20 protein-coding genes are annotated in these 21,037 nt (G+C 69.0%); 9 read left to right on the forward strand and 11 right to left on the reverse strand.

The annotated features are described in order from the left end of the window. Positions 1 to 58 precede the first annotated feature (58 nt). Positions 59 to 3,022 carry an SEL1-like repeat protein gene (locus tag Q333_RS0111880; protein ID WP_029417203.1) on the reverse strand — a complete coding sequence of 988 codons (2,964 nt, stop codon included), beginning with the start codon at positions 3,020 to 3,022 and terminating at the stop codon, positions 59 to 61. Positions 3,023 to 3,229: 207 nt separating this feature from the next. Here Q333_RS0111880 and Q333_RS0111885 point away from each other — a divergent pair, with 207 nt between their 5' ends. Both Q333_RS0111885 and Q333_RS0111890 read left to right on the forward strand, forming a co-directional pair. Continuing rightward, entirely contained in the window at positions 3,230 to 3,439 is a 210-nt protein-coding gene (locus tag Q333_RS0111885; protein ID WP_029417205.1) for a hypothetical protein, read from the forward strand. A 72-nt stretch (positions 3,440 to 3,511) separates the two neighbouring features. Beyond that, positions 3,512 to 4,021: a pyridoxamine 5'-phosphate oxidase family protein gene (locus Q333_RS0111890; RefSeq protein ID WP_029417206.1), complete on the forward strand. Its 510-nt coding sequence runs from the start codon at positions 3,512 to 3,514 to the stop codon at positions 4,019 to 4,021. Between the two features lie 67 nt (positions 4,022 to 4,088). Here the strand turns inward: Q333_RS0111890 and argF are convergent, their stop codons facing one another. The 4 genes from argF to Q333_RS0111910 form a co-directional block, all read right to left on the reverse strand. Then, positions 4,089 to 5,009 (reverse strand): ornithine carbamoyltransferase, encoded by a 921-nt coding sequence (gene argF, locus Q333_RS0111895; RefSeq protein ID WP_245591545.1) that lies wholly within the window; start codon positions 5,007 to 5,009, stop codon positions 4,089 to 4,091. 382 nt (positions 5,010 to 5,391) lie between these two features. Beyond that, complete coding sequence (locus Q333_RS0111900) at positions 5,392 to 6,567, reverse strand: aspartate aminotransferase family protein (protein WP_029417210.1); 1,176 nt, start codon at positions 6,565 to 6,567, stop codon at positions 5,392 to 5,394. A gap of 117 nt (positions 6,568 to 6,684) precedes the next feature. Continuing rightward, positions 6,685 to 7,596 (reverse strand): M28 family metallopeptidase, encoded by a 912-nt coding sequence (locus Q333_RS0111905; protein ID WP_051651289.1) that lies wholly within the window; start codon positions 7,594 to 7,596, stop codon positions 6,685 to 6,687. A gap of 36 nt (positions 7,597 to 7,632) precedes the next feature. Then, on the reverse strand, positions 7,633 to 8,454 hold the full coding sequence (locus tag Q333_RS0111910; protein WP_029417214.1) for an ABC transporter permease: 822 nt from the start codon (positions 8,452 to 8,454) through the stop codon (positions 7,633 to 7,635). Between the two features lie 350 nt (positions 8,455 to 8,804). On the opposite strand from Q333_RS0111910, the gene gcrA reads away from it, so the two are divergent. Then, complete coding sequence (gene gcrA, locus Q333_RS0111915) at positions 8,805 to 9,317, forward strand: cell cycle sigma 70 cofactor GcrA (protein ID WP_029417216.1); 513 nt, start codon at positions 8,805 to 8,807, stop codon at positions 9,315 to 9,317. A gap of 366 nt (positions 9,318 to 9,683) precedes the next feature. Here the strand turns inward: gcrA and apaG are convergent, their stop codons facing one another. Then, positions 9,684 to 10,088: a Co2+/Mg2+ efflux protein ApaG gene (gene apaG, locus Q333_RS0111920; protein WP_029417218.1), complete on the reverse strand. Its 405-nt coding sequence runs from the start codon at positions 10,086 to 10,088 to the stop codon at positions 9,684 to 9,686. An 89-nt stretch (positions 10,089 to 10,177) separates the two neighbouring features. On the opposite strand from apaG, the gene Q333_RS0111925 reads away from it, so the two are divergent. Next, positions 10,178 to 11,197 carry a 2'-deoxycytidine 5'-triphosphate deaminase gene (locus Q333_RS0111925; RefSeq protein WP_029417220.1) on the forward strand — a complete coding sequence of 340 codons (1,020 nt, stop codon included), beginning with the start codon at positions 10,178 to 10,180 and terminating at the stop codon, positions 11,195 to 11,197. 47 nt (positions 11,198 to 11,244) lie between these two features. After that, positions 11,245 to 11,763, forward strand: a complete 519-nt coding sequence (locus tag Q333_RS17850) for a hypothetical protein (RefSeq protein ID WP_211249714.1) — start codon at positions 11,245 to 11,247, stop codon at positions 11,761 to 11,763. Here Q333_RS17850 and Q333_RS0111930 read toward each other — a convergent pair. After that, positions 11,755 to 13,044, reverse strand: a complete 1,290-nt coding sequence (locus Q333_RS0111930) for an MFS transporter (RefSeq protein WP_035294306.1) — start codon at positions 13,042 to 13,044, stop codon at positions 11,755 to 11,757. The genes Q333_RS17850 and Q333_RS0111930 overlap by 9 nt on opposite strands. Then, positions 13,028 to 13,498, reverse strand: coding sequence for a cupin domain-containing protein (locus Q333_RS0111935; RefSeq protein ID WP_029417223.1), 471 nt, complete (start codon positions 13,496 to 13,498; stop codon positions 13,028 to 13,030). The genes Q333_RS0111930 and Q333_RS0111935 overlap by 17 nt, the downstream gene beginning before the upstream one ends. A 41-nt stretch (positions 13,499 to 13,539) precedes the next feature. Here Q333_RS0111935 and dapE point away from each other — a divergent pair, with 41 nt between their 5' ends. Next, a complete protein-coding gene (dapE, locus tag Q333_RS0111940) occupies positions 13,540 to 14,730 on the forward strand; it encodes a succinyl-diaminopimelate desuccinylase (RefSeq protein WP_029417225.1) in 1,191 nt (396 codons plus the stop codon). A gap of 126 nt (positions 14,731 to 14,856) precedes the next feature. Beyond that, entirely contained in the window at positions 14,857 to 15,378 is a 522-nt protein-coding gene (gene infC / locus Q333_RS0111945; RefSeq protein WP_029417227.1) for a translation initiation factor IF-3, read from the forward strand. A 107-nt stretch (positions 15,379 to 15,485) separates the two neighbouring features. Here the strand turns inward: infC and Q333_RS0111950 are convergent, their stop codons facing one another. Next, positions 15,486 to 16,826, reverse strand: coding sequence for an RsmB/NOP family class I SAM-dependent RNA methyltransferase (locus tag Q333_RS0111950; protein WP_084176066.1), 1,341 nt, complete (start codon positions 16,824 to 16,826; stop codon positions 15,486 to 15,488). 35 nt (positions 16,827 to 16,861) lie between these two features. Further along, positions 16,862 to 18,844, reverse strand: coding sequence for a potassium transporter Kup (locus Q333_RS0111955; RefSeq protein WP_029417231.1), 1,983 nt, complete (start codon positions 18,842 to 18,844; stop codon positions 16,862 to 16,864). A 167-nt stretch (positions 18,845 to 19,011) separates the two neighbouring features. Here Q333_RS0111955 and Q333_RS0111960 point away from each other — a divergent pair, with 167 nt between their 5' ends. Both Q333_RS0111960 and Q333_RS0111965 read left to right on the forward strand, forming a co-directional pair. Then, entirely contained in the window at positions 19,012 to 19,506 is a 495-nt protein-coding gene (locus Q333_RS0111960) for an Rrf2 family transcriptional regulator (protein WP_051651290.1), read from the forward strand. Next, positions 19,503 to 20,318: an SDR family NAD(P)-dependent oxidoreductase gene (locus tag Q333_RS0111965; RefSeq protein WP_029417235.1), complete on the forward strand. Its 816-nt coding sequence runs from the start codon at positions 19,503 to 19,505 to the stop codon at positions 20,316 to 20,318. Before Q333_RS0111960 ends, Q333_RS0111965 begins: the two co-directional genes overlap by 4 nt. 4 nt (positions 20,319 to 20,322) lie before the next feature. On the opposite strand, the gene Q333_RS0111970 is transcribed toward Q333_RS0111965, so the two are convergent. Then, positions 20,323 to 21,021, reverse strand: coding sequence for a MarC family protein (locus Q333_RS0111970; RefSeq protein ID WP_029417236.1), 699 nt, complete (start codon positions 21,019 to 21,021; stop codon positions 20,323 to 20,325). Positions 21,022 to 21,037: the final 16 nt, after the last annotated feature.

Consider the following 21,037-nt stretch of genomic DNA (forward strand, 5'->3'; position numbering starts at 1 on the left):
GAAGGCGAGCGTGGGTGTCTTAACGCCGGGCGGCAGGCGGGGCCACCCGCTGAGCGCACTACGCGAGCGGCTCCAGCGCGAAGGCCTCGGCCTGGGCGCGGGCGGTCTGGCGGGCGGCGGCCGGGATGGTCGGGCTGAGGCGGTCGACGGCGGCCTGGGCCTGGGGATCGCCGGCGCGCGCTGCGATCAGGTACCAGCGGTAGGCCTGGGTCAGGTTGGGCGCGATGCCCTGATCGCCGTTCTCATAGATGCGGGCGACGTTGTACTGGCTGTCGACCAGGCCCTGATCGGCGGCGCGCTTGAGCCAGTCCAGCGCCTCGGCGCGGTTCTGGGCCCCGCCGACGCCGTCGTACAGATACATGCCGTAGGCGTGCTGGCCGCGTGCGTCGCCGCTTTCGGCCGCGCGGCGCGCCCAGGTGCGGCTCTCGGCCTCGTCGACCTCGAGGCCCGCCTCGCCGGTCTGATACAGGCCCGCCAGCTTCAGCTGCGCTTGCGGTTCGCCCAGATTGGCGGCACGCGTCAGGGTCTCGACGCCCGCCGGATCGTCGCGGTCCAGCTGCTCGATGGCCTGGGCGTAAAGGGTCTGGGCCTCCGTCAGGTCGGCGGGAGCGGCGTCGATAGGCGCGTCGCCCGTCGGGGTCAGGGCCAGTGCCGCCAGCGGCGTGGTCTCGGTTGCACTGGCCGTGGCGCCGGTCAGGGCCTGGCCGATGTCCGCCATGTCGTAGCCGGTCAGGCGACCCGTGGCGTAGAGGCCGCCGACCACAGCCATGCCGGTGACCGAGGCAAGAAAGGCCTTCTTGACCGTGCCGTCACGGCCCGCCTGCTTGTCCAGCCGCTCCTGCAGCTTGGACTTGCCGCCCTTCTTAAGACCGAGGCCGAAGGAGACGCGCGGTGCGGCGGCCGGGGGTGCCGCTTGCGGGCCGTTCATGGCGGCGCGGGCGGCCTGGATCGTGTCGCGGGTCGTGTTCGATCGACCGGCCGCCGCTCCTGCGGCCATGCTGGCGCGCATGCGACGGGGATCGACGAACTCGGTCTCGGCGGCGAAGTCGTCGCCTTCGTCGATGACACGCGCCGACGGCGCAGCCATTTCAGCGATGTAGGGGGCAGGCGCGGCTTCGACCTCGGCGATGGCGTCGAGTGCGTCGGATACGTCCGCACCGCCGAAACCCGCGAAGGGTGAGATCGCAGGCGCGGCACCGAAGGGGGCGGCCTCGGCGGCGGGCTCGATCCGGCGCGGCAGGGCGTCGAAGCTGTCGGACGCTGGTGACGTCTCGTCGGCCTGGGCGGGCGAGACGCCGGGCGCGGCCGGGAAGGGCTCCACGTCCGCCGACAGGGGATCGATCGACCAGCCGTCGGCCGGGGCGGCCGCGCCACCGAAGTCCGGATCGGCCGGGAAGGCGGCGGCGCGCCAGTCGGGCTGGGCGAAATCGGCGGCACGGGTGGCCGGCTCCGGCACGGGCTCGGCCCTGGGCGGCACGGGCTGGGCCAGGCGTTGCTCCAGCGTCTCGCGCGCCTCGGCCAGAAGAGCGGCGGTGCGCTCTTCCGACAGGCGCATGCGCTCGGCCAGCTCACCGGACGCCCGGTCGTAGCGCTGCTCGATCCGCTCGGAGCTCTCGCCCAGACGACGGCCGATGTCCTCCAGCGCCTGGGCCGATTTGCGCTCGGACTGGGCGATGCGGTCGGCGAGGCGGTCGGAAATGCGGGTGATCTCGGTGCCGAGCTTCTCCAGCGCGATGGCGTTCTGGTCCTCGGCGCGCGTCAGGCGGTGCTCGATCGCCTGGCCGTAGCGGCCCATGTCCCGCTCGATCTTTTCCGACACCGACTTGGTCAGCGCCGCCTCGAACTTCTCCAGACGGGCGTCGCCGGCCGTCTCGATGCGGTCGACGCGACTGTCGAGGTTCTGGGCGATGCGCAGGACCTCGCGGCCCATGGCCTCGATGCCCTGGGCGGAGCGCTGCTCGGCGGCGCGGGCCTGTTCGCCCAGGCTCTGCACCGCCGCTTCGATGCGGCTCATCCGGCCTTCGTGCTCGGCCGTTTCCAGCTTGCGCATCATCTCGGCGCGGTTGGTCTCGACCTGACGCGACAGGGTCTCGGCCAGCTTCTCGAAGCGGGCGGCTTCCTTGGAGCCCTCCGGCTCGGCGCGGGTCTCGGCGGCGCGCAGGCGTTGGTCGAGACCGGCGAAGGCGTGCTCCAGGCTCTTGAGCGCCTGGGTGGTCTGGTTCTGGGCGGCGTCCAGACGGCGGCCGACCTCGGAGAGCAGCTCCGTCCCGGCGCCCGCGCCCGCGGCCTTCTCGACGGCATCAATGCGCGCGGCGAGCGTCTGGGCGCCGGCGCGCTGCCGCTCCTCGATGTCGTAGAGACGGCTGGTCAGGGCGGCGACGGCGGTGTCGGTCTTTTCGAAGCCGTCCAGCCGCTGGCGCGTCTCGGCGAAGCCAGTGCGCTGGCGCTCCTCCATGTCGTAGAGGCGGCCTGCGAGAGTGCCCAGCGCTTGCTCGACCTTGGACAGGGTCTCGGCGGACTTCGGGCCCACCTCGCGCTCGAAGGCGCGCAGGCGACGGTGGCCCTCCTTCAGTTCCTCGGAGATGTCGTCGATACGGCGAGCGTGGACGCCCGCCTGCTGGTCCTGCGCCTCAAGACGGCGGACGAGGCCGGACACGGCCTGGTCGACCCCCTGGATGGCGATGGTCGAGCGCCGCTCGGCCGCTTCCAGCCGGGCGGCGATGGCCTCGACCGAGGCGGCAACGCGATGGAGCGTGTCGTCGGCGGGCTCGCGGTAGCTGCGCTGAGGCAGATCATAGGCGTCGTCGACCCGCCGAGAGCGGCTGCGCCGCTCGATGGATTCGGAGGCGTGGGCGCGGCGCGGCAGGGGCTGGACGCCGTCGTCCTCCTCGCCGTCCTCCATGATCATGGTGTTGAGCCATTCGCCGAGCGTCATGCCGGACCGGCGCGCCAGGTCCTTGGCGACCTCGCGCGCCTTGGGGTCTATTCCCTTGACGCTCCAAGGTGCCGCCGCTGCGCTCACTGATTCGGCTCCCGACCCATAACGGAACGCTAGTCGTCCAGATTCGGGGTGTAAACGGCGCGTTAACCCCAACATCTAGACGGCTGCCCATCTTCCTGTGGACAGCGCCCCTCCGCCTGCCTCTGTGTCGCCGCGGCGTGGTTAACGAGCCGTGAAGATTAATCTCTGCGAAAGGGTTTCCTTGCGCCGGGCCGCCCCGATCCGCACATGGCGGGCATGAGCCTGACGCTGACCCTGTGCCTGATGATGGCCACCGCCGCGCTGGGCGGGTACGCGGGCTGGCGCGGGGCGCAGCCGGTGAACCTGGCCCGGCCCCGGCTGGTGCCGTGGCGGTTCCTGATGTTGCTGTGCGCGGCGTTCGGCTTCCTGCTGCTGATCCATCTGGCGGCGCTGTTCGGGATCGAACGTCCGTCCTGACGCCGCAGACGGGAACGCGGGTGGCCTCTGGCGGTTGTGTGGAGCGACCCCCAACCCGAACGGAGCCCCGCCATGAGCCAGGATCATCTGACCGCCGCCGATGCCGAGAAAGCCTTCTGGGACGCGCTGGAAAAATCCAACACCGGGCTGCTGGGGCTGGACCAGCCCGGCTATCACGCCCAACCCATGACCGCCTTCCGCGAGCCTGAGACCGGCACCATCTGGTTCTTCACGCGCGACGACACCGATCTGGCCCGGGACGCCGGGATCGGCGGCGGTCAGAGCGCCATGTTCCACTATGGATCGAAAGACCAGAAGGTCTGGGCCTGCATCCACGGCGAGCTGTCGGTGCACGGCCGCGACCGCGAGATCATCGACCGCTACTGGAACCCGGTGCTGGCCGCCTGGTATCCCGAGGGCAAGGACGACCCCCACCTGACCATCCTGCGCTTCGACGGCGAGGACGGACGCGTCTGGGTCTCGGACGGCGGCCTGCTCAAGTTCGGGTTCGAGATCGCCAAGGCCAACCTGACGAAGACCCTGCCGGACGCAGGCGGCGTGGCGGACGTCAATCTGCAGTAGGGTTGGAGTGGCTGGTGATTATTGGCCGGGCAGGGATGAGTGTTGATGCAAGTGCAGCCGCTAGCCCCTAGCCACCAAGGCACCACGCCAGGATCGCCTTCTGGGCGTGGATACGGTTCTCGGCCTCGTCCCAGACGAGGGAGCGAGGGCCGTCGATGACCGGGTCGGTGACCTCCTCGCCGCGATGGGCGGGCAGGCAGTGGAGGAAGACGGCGTCGGGGTCGGCGAGGTCCATCAGGGCGTTGTCCACGCCGTAGCCTTCGAAGGCCTCCAGCCGCGCCTCGTAGTCGCTGTCGCCCATCGAGACCCAGGTGTCGGTGACGACGACGTCGGCCCCGCGCACGGCGTCCCTCGGGTCGCTGGTCAGGGTGACGTGGACGCCGCCCTTGGCGAGGTCGTGCAGGTTGGGATGATACTCCGCCGGGCAGGCGACGGTCAGGTGGAAGTCGAACTTCGGCGCTGCGTGCATGAAGCTGTGGCAGACGTTGTTGCCGTCGCCGACCCAGGCGATGGTCTTGCCCGCGACCGGCCCGCGATGCTCCTCGATGGTCTGGAGATCGGCCAGGATCTGGCAGGGGTGGGAGCGGTCGGTCAGGCCGTTGATGACCGGCACGGTCGCGACCCGGGCGAACCGTTCGACGTCCTCGTGGTTGTTGGCGCGGATCATCACCGCGTCGACCATGCGCGAGAGGACGCGGGCGGTGTCCTCGACCGGCTCGCCGCGACCCAGCTGCATGTCGCCGGCGTTGGCGATGATGGAGGCGCCGCCCAACTGGCGAATGGCGGCGTCGAAGCTGAAGCGGGTGCGGGTCGAGTTCTTTTCGAAGATCATGGCCAGCACGCGATCCTTCGCCGGCGCGTCGGCGTCGGGGCGGCCCTGGGGCCAGCCCTTGCGGGCGGCCTTTCGGGCATGGGCGTCGTCCAGAATGGCGCGAAGGTCGGACGCTTCCAGCCGGTGGATGTCTAGGAAGTGGCGGGTCATCATCAATCTCTGTTCAGGTCGACGATCTCCCGGACAACCAAGTACCGGGCTTCACATAGTTCATGAGAGGCATGATCGAGCCCGAACCGCATTCCAGAGCGGGCGAACAGGTCATCAAAAACACCCAGACTCCCCGTCACCCGCACACGGCCCTCCGGAATTGTTTGAGACTGGAGTGTCTCCGGTCGCAGCAGTTGGATGCAGTCTTGTCTGGACCCCGCGCTGCGTGTCCGGCGATCCGCGTATAAGCGCAATGCCGAAGCGGCAGACAGATAGCCCTCGACCTCCGCACTTTCTGAGGGTGTTGTCGGCAGCGATTGCGCAGACACGCAACCGGCCAAACCAAGCCCGAGCAGCACGACCAGCCGGTGCCGTCGATCCGACACGCCTACGCCGCCATCTTGCCGCGCGCGGCCTCGCAGGTGCGTTCCAGCTTCTCGACGGCCTCGCGGGCCTCGTCGAGGGTGAGGTTGAGCGGCGGGAGCATGCGCACGCAGTTGTCGCCGCCACCGGCGATCAGAAGATGCTGGCCATCGCGGGCCCACGCCATGAACTCGCGATTGTTGGGCACCAGCTTCAGCCCGATCAGGAGGCCCTTGCCGCGCACGTCCTCGATGATGTCGGGGAAGCGCTCCTTTAGCCCGTGCAGCTGCTGCTTCAGGTAGCTGGAGATCTCGGCGACATTGCCCAGCACCTCGGGCGTGTTGATGGTGTTGAAGGCCGCCAGACCCACCGCCATGGCCAGGGGGTTGCCCCCGAAGGTCGAGCCGTGGGCGCCGACCGTCATGCCCTTTGCGGCTTCCGTGGTCGCCAGGCAGGCGCCGATGGGGAAGCCGCCGCCCAGGGCCTTGGCGACCGCCATGATGTCGGGCGCGATGCCGGCCCACTCATGGGCCCACAGCTTGCCCGTCCGGCCCATGCCGCACTGGACCTCGTCGAAGATGATCAGCACGCCGTGCTGGTCGCAGAGTTCGCGCAGGCCGCGCAGGCAGACGTCGGGCATGGCGCGGCAGCCCCCCTCGCCCTGGACCGGCTCGACGATGACGGCGGCGGTATTGGGCTCGGCGATCGCGGCCCTCAATGCCTCGTGGTCGCCCCACTTCAGCTGGTGGAAGCCCTGCATCTTGGGCCCGAAGCCCTCGGTGTAGTTGGGGTTGGCCGCCGCATTGATCGCGCCGTAGGTCCGGCCGTGGAAGGCCCCGTCGAAACCGTAGATGTCGATGCGATCGGGCTGGCCGTTGGCCGCATGATACTTGCGCGCGGTCTTGAGTGCGCACTCCACCGCCTCTGTGCCCGAGTTGGTGAAGAAGACCACGTCCGCGAAGCTGGTCTCGGTCAGCCGGTCGGCCAGTTCTTCCTGCCCCGGAATGCGGAAGATGTTGGAGACGTGCCAGAGCTGCTCGGCCTGGGCCTTCACCGCCTCGACCAGCACGGGGTGGGCGTGGCCCAGGCCGTTGGTGGAGATGCCCTGGACGCAGTCCAGATACTCAGTCCCGTCCTTGGCCCACAGGCGCGCGCCTCGCCCGCGATCCACTTCCAGGGGAGCGCGATTGTAGACACCCATCAAGTGACCGGACACGGACCTACCTCCAAAAGAAACGAAGCCCCGGCGCGGGCGCGACGGGACTTTCAGGGTCAGGGACTTGTCCGCCGGGGGAACGGCTTAGTCAACACCGGCCGGTCAGTCGTCCCGGGAAAGCCGCAGCGCCAGATCGGCGACGAAGCGGGCGTTGCGCAGGATGTCGTCGCCATCGATCCACTGCATGTCGTCGCCGGCCGAATGGATGCGCTGGAACACCGGCGGCACGAAGCCTTCGGCCAGTCCGGTCGTCTCGCCGCCGTTGAAGGCCAGCCACATCTGGTGGGCCCCGACGGCGTCCTGCGATCCGATCGAGATCACCGGCACGCCAGCGGCCGAGAAGATCCGGTCGTCGCTGGGCGGATAGACGGGAAAGGCGACACAGTCGATGGCGCGTTCGGCGCACTGCATGCGCATGGCGGAGAGCACGAAGCCGGACTGTTCGCCGACGTTCTCGCCATACATCAGGGTCTCGCCGTAGCCGTTGACGTCGAGGTTGATGACGGCGTGGATGCGCGCCTTGTCATGCCCCTCCAGCCACTTGCGCGCGCCGATCAGGCCCAGCTCCTCCTGGTCGGTGAAGACGAAGACGTAGCGATAGGGCGACGGTGTCTGGGCGACCTGGTCAGAGATCAGGTCCAGCGCCTCGATCATCAGGGCGATCGATCCGGCGTTGTCGATGACGCCCTGGGACATCACGCCATCGGACAGGGGTACGGCGTCGAAATGGCCGGTCAGGACGATGTCCCTGGAGCCCTGTCCGATGGTCACCACGACATTGGCCCCGTTCAGCGGACCCGTGCGGGGATTGCCACCCTCGAAGCCCTGGATCTCGGGCTGATAGCCCGCCGCGCGCAGCTGTTCGAGAACGATGTCCCGCCGCTGGTCGTTCGTCTTTGAGGCATAGGCCTGGATGGCCGTCTCGATCGCCTGGCCTTCAGGGGTCAGATCGTCCTGCGCCAAGGCGGGGGCGGCGAACAGGGTCGCGGCAACGACGAGCGAGCGGAACAGCATGGAGACCTCCCGGAAGGATGGCGAAGGGGTAGCGCCTCAGCTCTTCAATCGCCAGCCCGACTTGAACACCAGCCAGCAGGCGACGGCCATGACGACGGTGAGGACCACGCTCATGACCACGCCGATCCTCAGGTCGCCCTCGGCCTGGCCGATGAAGCCGTAGCGAAAGCCGTCGATCAGATAGAAGAACGGGTTCCAGTGGCTGATCGTGGCGAAGGGCTCGGGCAGGTTCTCGACCAGATAGAAGGTGCCCGACAGGAAGGTCATGGGCATGACCACGAAGTTCTGCACCGCCGAGAGGTGGTCGAACTTCTCGGACCACAGGCCGGCCAGCACGCCGGTCATGCCCATGAACAGGCAGGCCGCGGCGCCGAAGCCGACGATGGCGAAGAGGTTGGCGACGCCCAGCTTGGCGAAGGGCAGGACGCAGACGGCGGTGACCAGCCCGACCGCCAGGCCGCGGGTGGCGGCGCCGAGCGAGAAGCCGATGGTCAGCTCCAGCGGGCTGAGCGGCGGGGTCAGGAAGTCGGTCGAGGTGCCCATGATCTTGGCCTGGATCAGGCTGGATGACGCATTGGCGAAGGCGTTGTTCAGCATGGCCATCATAATCAGGCCCGGCGCGACGAACTCGGCGAACGGTGTGCCGTGCAGCGGCGGGCGCGCGCCCTGCAGCGCCACGACGAAGACCAGCATGTAGAGCAGCGTGGTCACGACCGGCGCGGCGACGGTCTGGGCCCCGACCTTCCAGAAGCGGCGGACCTCGCGCAGATACAGCGTCTGCACCCCGATCCAGTTGATCCCGGCGTAGTGGCGCGGCGTGGGCAGGCCGGGAGGCCGTGTCGAGGCGAGGTCGGTCATGGCGCGTCAGATGCGCCGCAGAGGCGTGGGGTGCAAGTCTCCTCCCCGTGCGCAGCATGGGGAGGTGGCACGAAGCGTAGCGGAGTGACGGAGGGGTCCTTGACGCGGCGCCATCGCTTGCGCGGCAAGAGCCCCTCCACCGCTTCGCGGTCCCCCTCCCCATCGCCCCGCCGGGCGACGGTGAGGAGACATTGCCCGCCGAACACCGATTCAAGATGTGGTTCCTGTGGACGGAGTGATTCGCACATCTTGCGCCCGTTAATGGGTCGTTTACGATTAGTTGTGGGTCAGGGGGCCAGGAGGAGGCTCCAGGCGCCACATATTGAATCATTTCGTACCCGGAGGGTGGCATGACCGCAGGCTGGACCGAGGACCGCGTCGGCGCGCTGAAGAAGCTGTGGCTGGAGGGGCAGTCCGCCTCGCAGATCGCCAAGCAGCTGGGCGGCGGGGTCACCCGCAACGCCGTGATCGGCAAGGTGCACCGCCTGGGCCTGTCCGGCCGGGCGACGCCCTCGCAGCCGGCGCGCGCCGCCACGACCTTCCGCCCCGCGCGGGTGCGCACCACGCCGCCGGCACAGCCGTCCGCGCCGCGTCGGATCGAAGCGGCCCAGCCGCGCCCGGTCGCCCCGGCCCCGTCGCTGCCGAGCGTGCAGGAGCTTCCGGGCACCGCCACGGTGATGACCCTGGGCGCCCACATGTGCAAATGGCCGATCGGCGATCCGTCGTCGCCGGAGTTCAGCTTCTGCGGCCGGCGCGCCTCGGAAGGCGTCTACTGCGTCGAGCACGCCCGGGTCGCCTTCCAGCCCCAGCTTAAGAAGAACGGCAAGGACGAGCTGGCGCGTAGCCTGCGCCGCTACATCTAGAGAAGGGCGCTACCGCTCGCGACGCGGTCGCTCGTTGCTTGAGCGCATGTGACTCGCGCTAACGCTCGGCTCGCGGAGCCTCGCCGCTTGAGCACGGCTTGCGGGAATGCCCAGAACCTTCGCCGCATTGTCGCGCGTTGGTCATGAACGCCCCCTAGAGGGCCGCGATCCGCCTCGTCGGCCTTGCGCCGGACGAGACCACGGGGGCGGGGCTGCGGTTATCCGGGTTGACGCAGCCCCCGACCCGGCTTGTTTCTGGCGCTATCGCTCGCGACGCGGTCGCTCGCTGCTTGAGCGCGGACTGTTTCTGGCGCTATCGCTCGCGACGCGGTCGCTCGCTGCTTGAGCGCGGTCGCCTTCGCTGGCTTAGTTCAAAACCCGCCCGCCGGGCACGTCGAGGCTGAAGGCGGGGATGGCCGCCTCGAAGGCGCGGCCTGTGGCGTCCGTCATCATGAAGGCCCCCTCCATCGTGCCCGACGGTGTCGGGAGCGGGCAGCCCGAGGCGTAGGAGTAGCTGTCGCCCGGCGCGATCACAGGCTGTTCGCCGACGACGCCGGGGCCGCGCACCGTCTCCACATGGCCGGTGGCGTCAGTGATGATCCAGCGGCGCGCCATCAGCTGCACGACCTGATCGCCCCGGTTCTCGATCTCGACCTGATAGGCCCAGACCCAGCGGCCCTCGTCAGGATCGGACTGGCCCGCGAGGTAGGCGGGGCGCACGCGGACGACGACGCCCTCGGTTTCGGCTTCATAGGGGGCGGTATCGTGCATGGGACGATGGTCGCGCGCGACTGTGACCGTTTCAAGCGAGGACGCCCCAAAGCTGTTTCCGGGGCGGATCGCCGTGTATGCGGAGGCGCATGACCCTGACGCATGACCGCCCCGGCATCCTGCCCTGCCAGACCATCGAGACCCTGATCGCCACGGGCGCGATCACCTCGGCCACGCCGTTCGACGCCGATCAGGTGCAGCCCGCGAGCCTGGATCTGCGTCTGTCGGATCGGGCCTGGCGGGTGAGGGCGTCGTTTCTGCCGGGGCGGCGGCTGGTCTCGGAGCGGATCGCGGATGTGGAGATGCATCCGATCGACCTGTCCAAGGGCGTCGTACTGGAAAAAGGCTGCGTCTACATCGCAGAGCTGCAAGAGCGGCTGAGCCTGCCGCCGGGCCTGATTGCGCGGGCCAATCCGAAGAGCTCGACCGGGCGAGTCGACGTTTTCGTGCGGCTGCTGACCGACCGGGGCGGGTCGTTCGACGACGTCGAGGCCGGATACGAGGGGCCGCTGTATCTGGAGATCGCGCCGCAGACGTTCTCAATCCTGGTGCGGCCGGGCACGCGGCTGAACCAGCTGCGGCTCAAGGCTGGGGAACCGCCGAAGCTGGAGACGCGGTCGGTGGGCGTCGATCTGCAGGGCGGGGAGGTGGTGGGCTTCCGGGGGCGGCGGCATGCGGGCGTGGTCGATCTGGACCGCATCGACGGCCACGATCCGAAGGACTTCTGGGAGCCGCTGACGCTCAGGCGTGGCGAGCTGCTGCTGGACCCCGGCGAGTTCTACATTCTGGCGTCATCAGACGATGTGGAGATCCCGGTCGACCAGGCGGCCGAGATGACGCCGATCGACCCGTCGGTAGGCGAGTTCCGGGTGCATTACGCCGGCTTCTTCGATCCCGGCTTCGGCACTGACGAGGCGCACGGGGCGGGATCGAAGGGCGTGCTGGAGGTGCGCACGCACGACACGCCATTCCTCTTGGAACACGGCCAGATCGTGGCGCGGCTGGTCTATGAGCCGCTGACGGAGCGACCGACGCGGCTGTACGGCGAGGGCGGCAGCCACTACCAGCGGCAGGGACTGAAGCTGTCGAAACATTTCAGGGCGTGGTAATGTCAGCCTCGCGATCCGGGCGACTGCGACCGGACTGAGGGCTCCAAATGGTTCGCCGGGCCGAGTCAATCACTCTAGACATGGGCGGCTACGCGCTGTTCGCCATGCTGGCTGGATTGGCGCTGCTGGGCAGCATTGCATACGCAGCGGCTGAATCGCCGACTTGCACCGGGCCTCCCGTCGAGCGTTGCGACTATATCGAGACTGCCAAAGCCGCCAACTCCGGCCCGGAGACCCGACCGTTCGTCAGAGAGCTTGGCTTCAACGTGTTCGACCAGGGAAGCTCCGTGGTTGTTCAGCAAAGCTTCCCCGTTGACGGGCTGGTCCATGCGTCCGCTGTTTGGATCGACAAGAAGAGCTGTCAACCTTGCGAAGTCAGGTTCTACGGTCATCGGCCTCCTCCGTTACCCGGAGACCGGCCGAGGGGCAGGCTTATACAGTCAGTACCAGCCGAAGACCCGACAGAAGCGGCGCGCCTGCGGGCCGAGTGGCTGTCTTACGGCTATCCGGTGACGATGGACATTGGGTCACCTGAGGAACGCGGGTTGGCAGCACGGTCAAACTAGGCGATCCGCCTTTCGGAGGTCCGGGAACAGCTTCGCCCACAGGCCGGTCGCCCCCAGCGCGCCGATCCCTCCGAACACCGCCGCGCCGATGGGGCCGAGGAAGCGGACCATGACGCCGGAATAGGCCTCGCCGAGCTCGTTGGAGGCGCCGATGAACAGCATCGACACTGACGACACCCGGCCGCGCATGTGGTCGGGGGTGGAGAGCTGGATCAGGGTCTGGCGGATGTTGACGCTGATCATGTCGGCGGCGCCGCCGATGAAGAGGGCCAGGGCCGAGAGCCACACGACCTTCGACAGGCCGAAGACCAGGGTGGCGATCCCGAACACCGCGACGGAAGCGAACATCCAGAGGCCGCCCTTGCCGGGGATCGGGTAGCGGGCGAGCAGCAGGGCCATGGAAAAGGCGCCGACGCCGAAGGCGGCGCGGAGCAGGCCGAAGCCCTCGGGGCCGACCTGGAGGATGTCGCGGGCGAAGATGGGGGTCAGAAGGGCCACGCCGGCGAACAGGACGACGATCAGGTCGAGCGAGATGGCGCCCAGCACGATCTTGGTGTTCCAGACGTAGGCGAGGCCTTCCTTGACCGACTGCCAGCGGCCCGGGCCGCCCTCGACGCGTTCAGGCTGTCCGTTGGTGCGCATCAGCAGGAAGCAGAGCAGGCCGACGCCGAACAGGGCGAGCGAGGCGCCGTAGGCGAGCGGCGTGGAGACGCCGACGATGACGCCGCCCAGCGCCGGCCCGGCGATGGCCCCGGTCTGGAAGGCGATCGACTGGGCGGCGATGGCGCGGGGAAGCGCCGCGCGGCCGACGACCATGGGCAGGAACGCCTGGCTGGCCGGAGCGAGGAAGGCGCGCGACGCCCCGAAGCCGAAGGCGACGGCGAGCAGGCCCCAGAGCGGGGGGTCGCCGTGGATCGCCATGGCCAGGAAGGCGGCGGCGCAGGCGCCCTCGGCGACGATGGCCAGCATGACGGTGGTGCGGCGGTTCCTCCGATCCGCCATCTCTCCGGCGGGGAGCGTCAGGGCCAGAAGCGGGATGAACTGGAACAGGCCGACGAGGCCGAGATAGAGGCTGGCCTGCTCGATCGGATGGTCGCGGCGCGCGATCTCATAGACCTGCCAGAGCAGGGCCGAGGACTGGATCTGGATGGCCAGCACGGCCGACAGCCGCCCCAGCCAGATCAGGCGGAAGTCGCGGATGGCCCAGGGGTTGGTCGCGGCTTTCGCGGCCTCGGCCGTGGGCGGGGTGATCGGCTCGGGCGCCTCAGGTGCGTCGGTCATGCTTGGGGTAGGGCGTCCCGTCCTTTCGATAGAATGTTCCCGACGCGAAGGTCATGTCGATGTCGGGGTATTCGCCCCGGTCGCCGCCGGGCTTGCGGCTCCCGACCTCGAGCAGAACGACCTCGGCGTCCGAGCGGTTCTGCAGACAGTGGCCGTTCTGTACGCCCGCCGTCCAGCCGGCGCAGTCCCCGGCGCGAAGCACGGTTTCACCCTCGTCTTCGACGAGCACGACCTCGCCTTGAAGCACCCAGACGAACTCGTCCTCGCCTTCGTGCCAGTGGCGCTGGCTGGACCAGGCGCCGGCGGGCAGGCGCAGCAGGTTGACGCCGAACTGGTCGAGCCCGACCGCATCCCCCAGGCGCCAGCGGCGGCGCGCCCGGCATGGTGCGTCGAAGGGTTCGGGATAGCCCGTGCCGTGGCCGGTCGGGGCTGCGTCGATGTCGATCTTGGGCATGCACTTCTCGCGGCTGCGAAGTCCCCCTAAAGCATGGCCGCATGAGCGGCGCATCCCCCATCATCGATCCCGTCCAGCTGACGCGCGACCTGATCCGCCGGCCGTCGGTCACGCCTGCCGACGAGGGCGCGATGGACGTGCTGGAGCGGGTGCTGACGGGGCTCGGCTTCACCTGCCGGCGCATGGCCTTCGAGGGGCCGGGCGGCGAAGGCGTGCATGCGCGGATCGAGAACCTCTACGCCCGGCTGGGGACGGCGTCGCCCAACCTCTGCTTCGCGGGCCATACCGACGTGGTGCCGACGGGAGACGCAGGAGCCTGGTCCTCGGCGCCGTTCGAGGCGGAGGTGAGGGACGGGGTCGTCATCGGTCGGGGCGCGGTCGATATGAAGGGCGGGATCGCCGCCTGGGTGGCGGCGGTGTCGCGGGTGCTCGCAGACGGCCCGCCCAAGGGATCGCTGTCGTTCCTGATTACCGGCGACGAGGAAGGCCCGGCGCTGCACGGGACAAAGCGCGTGGTCGAGGCGCTCGCGGCCGAGGGCGAGGTGATCGACGCCTGCGTGGTGGGAGAGCCGTCCTCGCTGCAAAGGCTGGGCGACACCATCAAGATCGGGCGGCGCGGGTCGCTGAACACCTGGATCACGGTGCACGGCAAGCAGGGGCACGTCGCCTATCCGGACCGGGCGGCCAATCCGGTCCCGGTGCTGGTGCGGCTGCTGGCGCGGCTGGACGCTCATGTGCTGGACGACGGTTATGAGGCATTTCAGCCGTCGAACCTGGAGCTGACCACGGTCGATGTGGGCAATCCGGCGACGAACATTATTCCGGCGGAGGCGAAGGCGCGGCTGAACATCCGCTTCAACCCGGCCCAGACCGGCGATGGCCTGATCGACTGGCTGAACCGGGAGGCCGGGGCGGTGCAGGCCGAGACGGGGTTGCAGATCACGCTGGAGCACATGTGTTCCGGCGAGGCCTTCCTGACGCCCGAGGGCTGGTTCACGGGCGCGGTTCAGGACGCGGTGGAGGCGGAGCTGGGCGTCCGACCCGAGGCTTCGACCACGGGTGGGACGTCGGATGCGCGCTTCATCCGGGCCCTGTGTCCCGTGCTGGAGCTGGGACTGGTCGGTCAGACCATGCACCAGATCGACGAGCGGGCGCCCGTCAGCGAGATCGAGGCCCTGACCGGGGCCTACCGGCGCGTCATCGAGACGGTGTTCGCGCGCGCCCAACCTTGAAGATCGGCCGGTTCGCGGGCATATAGGCGACCGTGAGGGAACGCGGCGGTTGACCGCGCGCTGTCCGTTGCGAAACGCCTGCCACTTTTTCGACCACTCAAGGAACCGACGCCCATTCGCCGTCCGATGAACCAGCCGCCCGTGAAAGACGGGCCGCCCATGAACCAAGACATCCGCGCCCCCCGCGTTCTGCTGATCGACCAGCATGGGGAGAAGCAGGGTGTGATGCCGACCTCCGCCGCTCTGGAGGCCGCCGAAGAGGCGGGGCTGGACCTGGTTCAGATCGTATCGACGTCCGAGCCGCCGGTTGCCAAGATCCTCGACTACGGCAAGTTCCGCTTCCAGGAGCAGAAGAAGAAGGCCGAGGCGCGCAAGCGCCAGAAGGTCGTCGAGCTCAAGGAAATCAAGCTGCGCCCCAACATCGACGTCCACGACTATGAGGTGAAGGCCAAGGCCATGCACCGCTTCTTCGACGAGGGCGACAAGGTCAAGGTGACGCTCCGCTTCCGCGGCCGCGAGATGGCCCACCCGGAACTGGGCATGAAGCTGCTGAACAAGGTCCAGGCCGATTTCGAGGAAATCGCCAAGGTCGAATATGCGCCGCGCATGGAAGGCCGCCAGATGATCATGATCCTCGCGCCGAAATAGGGGGTTGACCCGCCCAGACGGCATCTGGCGCGTCCTCTGTCGCCAGAGCGATAGGCGACTTCCCGTTCAAACGTGCGCTCTCGGTTCCACTCCCTCCCCAGGAACGATTAGGCCCGCTGCAGGGTCGCGGCGAAAAAGCCGTCGAGGCCGCCGTGTTCGGGCCAGTGGGAGGGAAGGATGCGGAGCCAGCCGTCGGGTGTCAGGGCTTCGGGCGGCGCACCGACGGTGGCCGGATCGGCAGGCGCGGTGCGGAAGGCGGAGTTGCGCCGGAGGAAGGCGATGATCTGGGTTTCGCCCTCCTCGCGTTCCAGCGAACAGACGCAGTAGACCAGACGCCCGCCAGGCTTCACACGCAGAGCTGCGGCATCGAGCAGGCGGTGCTGGACGTCGGCCAGCTTGGCGACGTCGGCAGGGCGGGTGGCGCGCAGAACCTCGGGATTGCGGCGCAGGGTGCCGGTGGCCGTACAGGGGGCGTCCAGCAGGACGGCGTCGAAGGTGCGGGGATCATCCCACTCCTCGCCGTTGGCGACCACGACTTCGGCGGTCAGCGCGGTACGGTCCAGGTTCTGGCGCAGGCGCTTCAGGCGGGGTTCGGAGCGGTCCAGAGCGGTGACGGTCGCGCCGGACGCCGCGATCTGCAGCGTCTTGCCGCCTGGCGCGGCGCAGAGGTCGAGCACCGTCTCGCCGGCCTGGGGGGCCAGGAGGCGGACGGGGACCGCGGCGGCGGCGTCCTGGACCCACCAGTCGCCGGCCTCGTAGCCCGTCCAGGCGGCGACGTCGCCGCGGGATCCGGTACGCACCGTCCCGCCGGGAAGGACACGGCCCTCCAGCGTATCGGCCAGGGCTGAGGCGTCGACGCCGGGCTTGAGGCTGAGGTCGGTCGGGGGCTCCTCCCGGACGGCGAGCGCGACGGCCTCGAGCGTCGGCTCGCCATAGGTCTGGGCCCAGCGGGCGGCGATCCAGTCGGGCAGGTTGGAGCGGGCGGTGGTCAGGCCCGGACCCTCGCGCTCGATGCCGCGCAGGACGGCGTTGACCAGAGCCTTATAGGGGCGGGTCTTGACCCCGCGCTCGGCCAGCTTGACCGCAGTCGAGACGGCGGCGAAGGCTGGAGTGCCGAGAACCAGGGTCTGGGCCAGCGACACGCGCAGCAGGGTGCGCACGGCCTCGGGCGGGGACTTCTGCAGGCGGCGATCCAGGATCTGGTCGATCTCGCCCAGCCGACGCAGCGCCGCCATGGCCACGGCGCGGGCGAAGGCGCGGTCCGGCGCGGGCAGGGCCGCGACCTCGGCGAAGCTCATGGCCTCGTCCAGGCCGTTGCGACGCTCCAGCGCCGCGTTCAGCAGGACGCCGGCGGCGACGCGGGCTTCCACGCCGATGTCAGCGGACGCGTCGTCGGACGGCGGGTGGGCGACCGGCTCCCGACGGGGGCCGCGGGCCTTCTCAGCCATGCGGCGACCGCGATTGGAGGCGTTCCGACCCTCGGTCAAACCGAGACCTGGGTGCCGAGCTCGACCACGCGTCCCGGCGGGATGTGGAAGAAGTCGGTCGGGTTGGCGGCGTTGCGCATCAGGAAGATGTAGAGCTTGTCCTGCCACAGGGGCATGCCCTGGTTGGCGGCGGGCACCACCGAACGGCGGCCCAGGAAGAAGCTGGTCGACATGATGTCGAACTTCAGACCCTGCTTGCGGCACTGGCTGAGCGCGCGGGGCACTACGGGGCTTTCCATGAAGCCGTAGCTGAGGGTGATCTTCTTGAAGTCGTCGTTGATGGACTCCATCACGAAGCGATCGGCCTCGGGCACGCGCGGGCGGTCCAGCGTCTTGACCGTCAGGATGACGTTCTTCTCGTGCAGCACCTTGTTGTGCTTGAGATTGTGCATCAGCGCGACCGGGGCGACGTCGGGATCGCTGGTCAGGAAGACGGCCGTGCCGGGCGCGCGGTGCGGCGGGCGGGCCCGCAGCATCTCGATCAGGTCGACCAGAGGCAGGCTGTCCTTCTTGGCCTTGGCGGTCAGGATCTGCGACCCGCGCGTCCAGGTCCACATGATGGTGACCAGACCCGCGCCCAGCACCAGAGGCATCCACGCGCCTTGCGGGATCTTCAGCATGTTGGACGTCATGAACACCAGATCGATGGCCACCAACGGCGAGATGGCCCCTAGGCTGAGCGGCACGGACCACTTCCACAGGTTCCGGACGATGAACCAGGCCAGAAGGCTGTCGACGAACATGGAGCCGGTGACGGCGATGCCGTAGGCGGCGGCCAGGGCCGAGGAGGTCTGGAAGGTCACCAGCAGGGCCAGCACCCCGACCATCAGCAGGGAGTTGACGGCGGGGACGTAGATCTGGCCGGCCTGGCTCTCGGACGTGTTCAGGATGGACATGCGGGGCAGAAGGCCCAGCTGGACCGCCTGTTGCGTCACCGAGAAGGCGCCGGTGATCACCGCCTGGCTGGCGATGACGGTGGCGATGGTGGCCATGATGAGGACGGGCCAGTAGGCGAACTGGGGCACCATGAGCCAGAAGGGGTTCTCGACCGCCTCGCGGTTGGCGAGCACGAAGGCGCCCTGGCCCAGGTAGTTCAGCGTGAGGCAGGGCAGGACGACCCAGAGCCAGCCGAGCCGGATCGGGCTTTTGCCGAAATGGCCCATGTCGGCGTAGAGCGCCTCAGCGCCGGTCACGGCGAGGAAGACGCTGCCCAGGATGACGAAGCCCAGGAAGCCGTTGTCGAACAGGAAGGCGACGCCGTAGTGGGGTGACAGTGCCCTCAGGATCGAGATGTCGTCGAAGATGTGATAGACGCCGAGCGCCGCCAGGATCAGGAACCAGACCAGCGTCAGGGGTCCGAAGAAGCGCGCCATGGAGCCCGTGCCGCGCGACTGGATCATGAACAGCGCGATCAGGATGCCCGCCGCGATCGGCAGGACATAGGGCGTGAGCGAGGGCCCGATGCCGGGCGCGTCCTTCAGGCCCTCGATCGCCGAAAGCACCGAGATGGCCGGCGTGATCACGCCGTCGCCGTAGAACAACGCCGCCCCACAGACTCCGAGCAGGAAGATGGCGGCGGAGCGTCGGCCGACCGCGTGCTGGGCCAACGCCATGAGGGCGAGCGTGCCGCCCTCGCCCTTGTTGTCGACCCGCATGAGGAAGACGACGTATTTGATCGTGACGACCAGGATCAGCGCCCAGAAGACGAGCGAGACGACGCCGAGCACCGCGAGCTCGGCCGCGCCGCCGCTGCGGGAATGGTGCAGGGCCTCGCGCATGGCGTAGAGCGGGCTGGTGCCGATGTCGCCGAAGACGACGCCGATGGCCCCGATGATGAGGGCCGTCTTGCCAGTCCTGGCGTGGCCGTTGTCGTGACCGTCGGCGGGGGCCGGGGCGGTCGGGTCCTTGGTGGTCTGTGACGGGGCGGGGGGAGCGCCGTCGTCGGGGCCAGGGACCGGGGGGGATGCATCCCCTGCCATGAGTATCCTCCGGGTCGCGCCGCACGCGCGCCCATCAAAGCGGAGCGCCTTTAGGCTCATTGTAAGGGGGTTTCAATCGCGCGCGCGAGGATTGCGGACCCGGCGCGCGCGACCGCATTTGTGAAACATGTGCGAAGCCCCTATTTATCGCCTGGAACCTGGAAAACATGTCCGACAGCCAACGCTTTCCCGTCGCCGCCCACGCCCTGGCCTATCTGGCCCACAAGGGGGCGTTCGATGCTTCGCGCGCGGCGCCCAGCGCGATTCTGGCCGCCTCGGTGCCGACCAATCCGGTGGTGATCCGCCGGGTCACGGCGCTGCTCGCCAAGGCCGCACTGATCGCCACGCGGCCGGGGGCTTCGGGTGGGTCGTGGCTGTTGCGCCAGCCCGAGGACATCCGGCTGGACGAGGTTCTGAAGGCCGTGAATGGCTGCGCTCACCTGGGCTCGCCGCCGGCGGGGGCCAAGGGGTGTCCCGTGGGCCAGCACATCCCGCGCCAGGTGGGCAAGGTGCTGACGCTGGCCGATCAGGCCGCGTCGGATGCGCTGGCCAAGATCACCATCGCCGATCTGCTGGCCGAGAACGCGCCGGCGCTGGCCGGGGTGCAGATCCACGGCTCGTGCAGCGAGGCCATCCGCGCGGCGGAGACCGTCGCGGCGTGAGCCGATCGGCCGGGCGGTGTCCGCGCATCCTGATCACCGGGGCTTCGGCCGGGATCGGGGCGGCGCTGGCGCGGGTCTATGCGGCGCGCGGCTGGGACCTGATCCTGACGGCGCGGCGGGAAAGCGCGCTGGAGGCGTTGGCCGGGGAGCTGCGGGCGGCGCATGGGGTCGGCGTCGTTGTGATCGCCGCCGATCTGGGCGACGCCGATGCTCCCAAGACCCTGTTCGATGCCGTCGCCGCGCGTGGCCTGATCGTCGATGGGTTGATCAACAACGCGGGTTTCTCGCGGACCACCGGTTTTCTTCAGACAGAACCCGAGGCGCATGAGGCCATGATCCGGGTCATGCTGACCGCACCGGTGGCCCTGTCGCGGCTGTTCCTGCCGGCGATGGTGGAGCGCGGGTTCGGGCGGGTGATCAATGTCGCGTCGCTGGCGGGGCAGATGCCCGCGACGGGGGGCGACACCCTGTACGGGCCGATCAAGAGCTTCCTGATCAAGGCGTCGCAGGGGCTGTGGCTAGAGACGCGGGGGACGGGGGTGCATGTGACGGCCCTGTGCCCCGGCTACACCCTGACCGAGTTCCACGACGTGAACGGGTCGCGCGAGCAGGTGACGTCGGCCTATCCGGCGTGGATGTGGCAGACGGCCGAGCATGTGGCCCGCGTCGCCTACGACGCCTGCGAGGCGGATCGGCCGAGGGTGACGCCGGGAGCAATGAACAACGTGCTGGCGGCGCTGGGCAAGCTGCTGCCCGACGGCGTGGCGCTAAGGATGGTGGCGGGGCACGCGAAGCGGCTGGGGCGGATCTAAAGCCTCAGTGCCCCCCGTCGGGATACGGCGCGGTGACGCCGGAGGCGAACATGCCCGGCAGAGCCTCGCTGAGGCCGGCGAGCATGAACTGGATGGCCAGGGCGCACAGGATCAGGCCGAGAACCCGTACGATGATGGCCATGCCAACGTCGCCCAGCACGCGGCTGATCGGGCCAGTGGCGGCGAAGGTAACGAGGGTGGCGAGCGCCGCCGCGCCAATGGCGATCAGGCCCGCGATGGTGCCTGCGTAGCCTATCTCCTGGGCTTCGCCGGCCTGGATGATGATGGTGGAGATGGCGCCGGGGCCGATCAGCAGCGGCATGGCGAAGGGGACGATCAGGCGCTTGAAGCGGCGCTGGGCGTAGCCGCGAACGTCCTGAGCGTCGGCGGCCGCATCCTTGTCGGCGAACATGGTCAGGAAGTCGCCGCGCGTCATGTCCAGCCCGAGCAACAAGAGCAGGATGCCGCCCGCGATGCGGAAGGCCGCCAGCGAGATGCCGAAGAACTGCAGCAGCCAAAGGCCTGTGAAGAAGAAGAAGGTCAGAAACGCCGCGATGAACAGGCACAGCAGCACCGACACCGAGAACCGCTGACGCGCGCTGGCTCCGGCCGTGGCGGCGGCGAAGATCGGGATGTTGCCGATGGGGTCGAGCAGGGCGAACAGGGCCACGAACAGGTTGACCCCCAGATCGAGCGCGTTCATGGCCGGTCCCCGATAG

The organism is Brevundimonas bacteroides DSM 4726, assembly GCF_000701445.1.
In the GTDB taxonomy this organism is placed as follows: Bacteria; Pseudomonadota; Alphaproteobacteria; order Caulobacterales; family Caulobacteraceae; genus Brevundimonas; species Brevundimonas bacteroides.

Coding starts and splice junctions, on each gene's coding strand:
- apaG (WP_029417218.1), bottom strand. CDS start 10,088: ATGCACGATACCGCCCCCTATGAAGCCGAAACCGAGGGCGTCGTCGTC.
- Q333_RS0111970 (WP_029417236.1), bottom strand. CDS start 21,021: ATGAACGCGCTCGATCTGGGGGTCAACCTGTTCGTGGCCCTGTTCGCC.
- Q333_RS0111955 (WP_029417231.1), bottom strand. CDS start 18,844: ATGGCAGGGGATGCATCCCCCCCGGTCCCTGGCCCCGACGACGGCGCT.
- Q333_RS0111925 (WP_029417220.1), top strand. CDS start 10,178: ATGACCCTGACGCATGACCGCCCCGGCATCCTGCCCTGCCAGACCATC.
- Q333_RS17850 (WP_211249714.1), top strand. CDS start 11,245: ATGGTTCGCCGGGCCGAGTCAATCACTCTAGACATGGGCGGCTACGCG.
- Q333_RS0111890 (WP_029417206.1), top strand. CDS start 3,512: ATGAGCCAGGATCATCTGACCGCCGCCGATGCCGAGAAAGCCTTCTGG.
- Q333_RS0111885 (WP_029417205.1), top strand. CDS start 3,230: ATGGCGGGCATGAGCCTGACGCTGACCCTGTGCCTGATGATGGCCACC.
- Q333_RS0111905 (WP_051651289.1), bottom strand. CDS start 7,596: ATGCTGTTCCGCTCGCTCGTCGTTGCCGCGACCCTGTTCGCCGCCCCC.
- infC (WP_029417227.1), top strand. CDS start 14,857: ATGAACCAGCCGCCCGTGAAAGACGGGCCGCCCATGAACCAAGACATC.
- Q333_RS0111950 (WP_084176066.1), bottom strand. CDS start 16,826: ATGGCTGAGAAGGCCCGCGGCCCCCGTCGGGAGCCGGTCGCCCACCCG.
- dapE (WP_029417225.1), top strand. CDS start 13,540: ATGAGCGGCGCATCCCCCATCATCGATCCCGTCCAGCTGACGCGCGAC.
- gcrA (WP_029417216.1), top strand. CDS start 8,805: ATGACCGCAGGCTGGACCGAGGACCGCGTCGGCGCGCTGAAGAAGCTG.
- Q333_RS0111900 (WP_029417210.1), bottom strand. CDS start 6,567: ATGGGTGTCTACAATCGCGCTCCCCTGGAAGTGGATCGCGGGCGAGGC.
- Q333_RS0111930 (WP_035294306.1), bottom strand. CDS start 13,044: ATGACCGACGCACCTGAGGCGCCCGAGCCGATCACCCCGCCCACGGCC.
- Q333_RS0111935 (WP_029417223.1), bottom strand. CDS start 13,498: ATGCCCAAGATCGACATCGACGCAGCCCCGACCGGCCACGGCACGGGC.
- Q333_RS0111960 (WP_051651290.1), top strand. CDS start 19,012: ATGTCCGACAGCCAACGCTTTCCCGTCGCCGCCCACGCCCTGGCCTAT.
- Q333_RS0111910 (WP_029417214.1), bottom strand. CDS start 8,454: ATGACCGACCTCGCCTCGACACGGCCTCCCGGCCTGCCCACGCCGCGC.